This window comes from Streptomyces africanus, from assembly GCF_002150735.1.
GTDB lineage: Bacteria > Actinomycetota > Actinomycetes > Streptomycetales > Streptomycetaceae > Streptomyces > Streptomyces africanus.
The window spans coordinates 1-2,199 of sequence record NZ_MUKA01000623.1; the positions used below are offsets into that span (position 1 = coordinate 1).

The 2,199-nt window shown below is 75.3% G+C and carries 2 protein-coding genes and 1 pseudogene; all 3 read right to left on the reverse strand.

Annotation, left to right across the window (positions count from 1 at the left end):
* Nucleotides 1-697: sugar phosphate isomerase/epimerase family protein (locus tag CCL05_RS42800; protein ID WP_086565871.1), on the reverse strand; the 697-nt coding region annotated here is incomplete at its 3' end.
* Entirely contained in the window at nucleotides 694-1,734 is a 1,041-nt protein-coding gene (locus tag CCL05_RS42805) for an SCO3242 family prenyltransferase (RefSeq protein ID WP_086565872.1), read from the reverse strand. The genes CCL05_RS42805 and CCL05_RS42800, both read right to left, overlap by 4 nt.
* A pseudogene (locus CCL05_RS46910) lies at nucleotides 1,731-2,199 on the reverse strand (inositol-3-phosphate synthase); the annotation flags it as partial. The gene CCL05_RS42805 and the pseudogene CCL05_RS46910, both read right to left, overlap by 4 nt.

Genomic DNA, 2,199 nt, shown 5'->3' on the forward strand with positions numbered 1-2,199 from the left:
CGCGCCGCATGTCCTCGATCTGGACGTGCCGCAGCCAGGGTGCGGCGGCGCGCACGCAGTCGGCGGGCGAGAGGGGTTCGAGGCACTGGCAGTGGCCGATGTCGAGGGTGAGGCCGAGGGGTTCGGGGTCGCCGAGGATGCGGCGGAGGTGGTGGAAGTCGTCCAGGGTGGCGAGGAGGTGACCCGGTTCGGGCTCGACGGCGAGCGGAACGCCGGTGGACGCGGCGGCGTCCAGGACGGGCGTGAGGCTCTCCGCCAGGCGCTTCCACGCGGTGTCCGTGTCGGTGCCGTCCGGGACGATCCCGCTGAAGCAGTGGACCGCGTGGGCGCCGAGGTCGGCCGCGACCCGCACGGCCCGCAGGAGGAGGTCGGCACGGCGGGCCCGGTCGCCGGGGTCCGGGTCCAGCAGGGAGGGGCCGTGTTTGCGGCGCGGGTCGAGCACATAGCGGGCGCCCGTCTCCACGGTGACACCCAGGCCGAGCGCGTCCAGCCGGTGCGCGACGCGGCGGGTGCGGGCGGCGAGGTCGGGGGCGAGCGGGTCGAGGTGCATGTGGTCGAGGGTCAGCCCGACGCCGTCGTATCCGAGGTCGGCGAGGAGAAGGAGCGCGTCGTCCAGCCGGAGGTCGGCAAGGCCGTTGGTGCCGTAGCCGAAGCGGAGGGGCCGGCGGGCGTCGAGGGGAGAGGTCCCTGGATTCACGTCACACTCACCTTCTTCGCGAACCGCGCTCCCAGCGGGGCCAGGGCCGCGATGAGGAGGGCCGTGGCCGTGCCCTTGGAGCGGGCGGTCAGGGTGGCCTGGAGGGGGATCGTGGCGCGGATGCCGGCACCGACGGCTCGTTGGGTGAGCGGAGGTGAGGGGTTGAGCGTGGCGTGGAAGTAGGGGCGGGCGGTGGCCGCGACGTAAGCGGCCGCGAGGGCGGTGGTGAGGTAGGCCGTGGGTTTCCGGCCGGGCACGGCTCCTGGAAGCGGAGTCGCTCGTGGCCCGAGAAGGCCATGAGCGGCTGTCCCCCGGTGGTCCGGCGGGCGGTGCGTCACCACACGGGTCAGCAGGGCGGTCGTCGCGAGGGCCGCCAGGGGGGCCAGGGGTGAACCGCCCTGTGCCTCCTGGCGGGAGACGGTCGTGACGGCCAGGGTGTGAGTGCCGAGGAGGGCGGCGGAGGGCAGTGCCTGGCGGGTACGGCCGGTGGTGGCCGCTGCGCCCAGGAGCAGGTCCAGTCCGCGGGCCGCGCCCATGGCCACGGGTCCGGCGGGCGTGTGCTTCAGGCCGAGGTCGTACGCCCAGACGGTCGCCGCCAGGGGTGCGGCGACGGCCAGGGCCGGGCGGCCGGCGCGGGCGGCCAGGGTCAGGCCGGCCGCGGTGAGGGCGCAGGCCGCGGTCAGTGCGGTGGACGGTCGGATGCGGCCGGAGGGCAGGGGGCGGTGCGGGCGTTCGACGGCGTCGACGTCGCGGTCCGCCCAGTCGTTGAGGGCCATGCCGGCCTCGTACAGGCAGAGGGAGGAAGCAATGGCGAGCACGGTTCGGGCGTTGGGCGGTGCGCCGGTCGCGGCCGTGCCGGCGAGGGCGTCGCCTGGCACGCTGAACAGGGCGGGCAGGCGCAGGAGTTCGGCCCAGGCGCGTCGTCGGTGTGCACGGCCGGCAGCTCCGGAGGACGCCGTGCGGCGGGGGTTCTTTTCCGTGGCGGCGTTCTCCGCACCGTCCCGGTGTGCGGGAGGCTGCTCGCGACGTCCCGTCACTGCCGGTCCCCCGTCCCGCGCGCCTCCCGCGCCGGATGGGCCCCGTCTGCGGCGTCCTCGCGTTCGGCTGCTGTCTCCCCCGCCTCTCCCTCCCGGAGCCTCCCCGCGAACCGGATCAGTGCCTCGTACTGCTCGGCCAGACCCGAGGGCGCGTCCCCGACCGGGTCCTTGAAGTAGAAGCCGAGGGCGTCCAGCGGGCCGGACAGGCCAGCCTCGTGGGCCCGGGCGGTCAGGCGGGCGAGGTCGAGGACGAGGGGTGCCGCCAGGGCGGAGTCGCAGCCCTGCCAGGTGGTCTGGAGGATCATGCGGGTGCCGAGGAAGCCGTCGAAGGCGATGTGGTCCCAGGCGGTCTTCCAGTCGCCGAGGGCCGGGACGTCGTCGATGTGGGTCTCGCCCTCGGGGGTGGTGCCGAGGGTGTCGGTGAGGACGCGTTCCTTTCCGGCGTTCTTGGCCGCCGCGGCGGCC